A 3,444-nucleotide genomic window follows, 5' to 3' on the forward strand; every position below is an offset into this window, starting at 1 on the left:
CCCGACATCCGTCACGAGCCCGGTCGGGAACGGCCGCGTGACGTCACTGACGATCCGCTGGAGCTGATCGTCCGGCGGCGTACCGAACAGCAGCGCGAAACCGCCGTCCGAATTCATCACCGGAATCGGGTTGCCCTGCTGGTCGAGCGACAGCGCGTAGAAGGCCAGCGGTGCGTTGGGCGCGGCGCCGGCCGGCACGCCAGCGGACGGCGCATAGGCCGACACGTCGGTGGCCGCCTGCGCGGCCGGCACGCTGACCTGGAACAGCGGCGGCGCCTGCGTTTCCCACGTGACCGCCTGGTTCGCCGTGTTGGCGAGCGTCGCGCGTTGCTGGGCATCGAGGTACGGATCGAGCAGGCCGCGGGCGAGGAACGCGTTCGCCGCGCGCAGCGCGGCCGGCACGAGCACCGCGTTCACGTCGTACGGGTACACGCCGCCGCCGAGACCGTCGGTGCTGTCGCGCCAGTTGCCGACGATTTCGCCGGGCCGCAGGTGGATCAGGTTCGCGACCGACGGCTGCTGCGCGAACGGTTGCGCGGTCGTCGCGACGTGCAGCAGATTGACGACGAGGCGGCTGCCGTTGGTCTGCCCGTCGCTGCCGCGCTGCGCCAGATACGCGGCGGCGCGGGCCTGGCCGCGCGCATCGTCGATCAGCCACGCGGCCGCGATCGGTGCGAGCAGGTAGTCGCTGTCGATCATCTTGTAGTCGTAGGTCGGTGTCGCATCGTTCGGCCGCCCGTTCTTCTGGTTGTCGACCAGCGCGAATTCGCCGATGCCTTCCTCGTGCGCGACCTTGCCGTCGGCCGACAGGCGGCTCAGCACCGACGACAGGCCGGCCTCGATCGCCGCGGGTTCGAGCACGGGCATCAGCATGCGGACCGAGATCAGCGTGTCGCGGCCGAAGTACGTGTCGTACTGCCACGAGCCGGCCAGCAGCTTGTCGTTGAAGCTCAGGAATTCGAGCACGTTCTGGCTGACCGGGTCGGGATTTACCGACGGTGCGAACAGGTCGGCGTGCGTGATCGGCGACAGCGGCGTCTCGCCCGATAGCGCATCGATGTGCAGCTTCAGCGTGTGCGAACCCGCGGGTGCGTTGAGCACGAGCTTGCCGCCCGCTGCCGGCGCGATGCTGCCGCCGTCGCGCAGCGTGATGCGCAGCGCATAGCCGGGCGCGCCGTCGAGCCGGTCGCGTTGCCATTGTGCGGTGCTGCCCTGGACCGTCGGCGCGGTGAGGATCTGCTGCGGGATCGTCGCGCCGCCGTTGAAGTCGCGCAGGAAGCGCACGTTGCTGAGCACGCCCTGCCGGATCGTCAGCGTACCGGTGTCGACCGACACGTCGGCGCCGATGCCGTACAGCGGGCGGCCGTGCGTGTCCGGCGCCGACAGCGCCGACGGCGGCGTGTCGAGGGTCCAGTTCACCGGCTGCGCGGTGTCGTCGAACCACAGCCCGGTGCCGCTGTTGCCGGCGGGGAACACCACCAGCAGGCGCGGCTTCGTCGACGAGCGCACCAGCAGGTGCGCGGCGACCTTGTCCTGCCGGTAGAACGCGTTGATCTGGCCGCCGGTGTCCATGCGGAACGACAACGCGGCGGTGTTCGATGGCGGGGTGGTGGACTTGACGTCGTCGTCGTTGCAGGCCGACAGCAGGCCGGCGCAGACGAGCCCGAGACACAGCGACTTCGCAAGGCGATGCATGTTGATGTCCCTCCTGATGACTGGCGATTTTTTATCTGGATGTTCTAAGCGGCGGATCTTTTGTCCGTTTGGTCTCGCTTTGTATTCACTCTGCCGAATAATCGAAATGAATCGGGGTGTTGCGCTTCTTCGAAAGGAAAATAGGTTGGCAAATTAACAGAATGGCTGATAAATGCCGAACGCTGAAAACGACAGGGGCGAGCGTCGATTTCCTACGGGAAGGCCGATACGAAGGGCCTTCGCGCAGGTGAGCTGCGAATCCGGAGCGGCGAGGAAAACGATACGTAAGCCGTCGTAGGCGATTCTAAATTTACGGGAAAGTCGAAGTCAATAATGTTTTGTTTTTCGCGTATTGAATTGGAAAATTGGTCGCAATTATTACCCGCATCGCCGGTAAAACTTGCGATTTGACGAATTAGGAATTAACGCACTCCGGATATCCGGTGACAAAACGATCGGCAATACTCCATCGGGCCGGCGATTGATGCCGGACAGGAAACGAATCGCCGCGTTATGTCGGTCGGTGTCGTGACGGGCCGACATGTGCCGCAACCGCGCGGGCGACCTTCTCAGCAATCCGTGTTCCTGCGTCTGTCCGTAGTGCGAGGCGTCGTCGTCTGATCTCAAACCGGCCGCTGGCGGACGCAGTACGGCGGGCCGTCGCCTTCGGAGCCGCGCCGGCAGAAGCCGCTTGCCGAAGAGAACGCGAAGCTCGCGCGGCTCGTTCGTGGCCGATCCGTCGCCCGAAGCCCGCTACGAGCGGGCAATTTCTCGCACTCGGTATTTATAATCGCGCACGGCGGAGCCCTTCCAATCGCAGTGAGCGCGAATATCGGCCCAACTGATTTAGTATGAGCAATCTGCGCTCGGCGGGAGGGGCGCTCATTCCCAGTGAGGAGACCCATGCACCCCCGTCGGACTGCCCCTTACGTCATCGTGGCAATTGCTTCCATGATCGCGTGCGCGCTCATGGCGCTATGCGTGCTGCAACTCTTGCAGAGCCGCGACGACGCGATGGAGCGTGCAAGGGAAACGTCACGCAACCTCGGACTTGTCGCCGAGCGCGACATCGAACGCAATTTCGAGTTGTACGACCTGTCTTTGCAGGCCGTCATCCATGGGTTGCAGCGCCGCGATGTGATGGACGCTTCGCCCAGCTTGCGCCGTGCCGTGCTGTTCGATCACGCGATGACCGCGGAATTTCTCGGTTCGATGCTCGTGATGGATGCAGGCGGCAATATCGTCCTGGATTCGGGCTATGACGAGCCGCGCAAGGGCAATTTCGCCGATCGCCGATACTTCACGATCCACCGCGACAATCCGAACGTCGGACTCTATGTCAGTGACCCATTCGTATCCCGTTTGCGGGGAGGCATGCTCAGTATCGCGCTTACGCGGCGGATTTCGAACCCCGATGGATCGTTTGGCGGCATTGCCGTTATTGCGGTCAATCTTGAATATTTTCATCAGCTCTTCGCCGGGCTTTCGCTTGGCAAACATGGCTCGATTTCGCTGATCGGCGAAGACGGCAAGATGGTGATGCGTCAGCCGTACGATGTGCATACCATCGGCCGCGACCTCAGCAAGGCCGCAACGTTCCGGCGTTTCCAGACCGCGCGAGAGGGCTCCTTCTCTGAAACCTCGTCGATCGACGGCGTGCGCCGCCTCTACTACTTCAAGCATTTGCCGAAACTGCCGCTGATCATCATGGTCGCGGAGGCCGAGCAGGACATTTACGCCGCCTGGCGG

At 63.6% G+C, this 3,444-nt stretch carries 2 protein-coding genes; one reads left to right on the forward strand and one right to left on the reverse strand.

Annotation, left to right across the window (positions count from 1 at the left end):
* On the reverse strand, window positions 1–1,695 hold a 1,695-nt coding region (locus JMF90_RS29665; protein WP_201325787.1), incomplete at its 3' end, for a hypothetical protein.
* Between the two features lie 903 nt (window positions 1,696–2,598).
* On the opposite strand from JMF90_RS29665, the gene JMF90_RS29670 reads away from it, so the two are divergent.
* Window positions 2,599–3,444 (forward strand): cache domain-containing protein (locus JMF90_RS29670; RefSeq protein ID WP_268906071.1); only part of this gene is annotated, 846 nt, incomplete at its 3' end.

The organism is Burkholderia sp. E168m23, from assembly GCF_016586125.1.
In the GTDB taxonomy this organism is placed as follows: Bacteria; Pseudomonadota; Gammaproteobacteria; order Burkholderiales; family Burkholderiaceae; genus Burkholderia; species Burkholderia orbicola.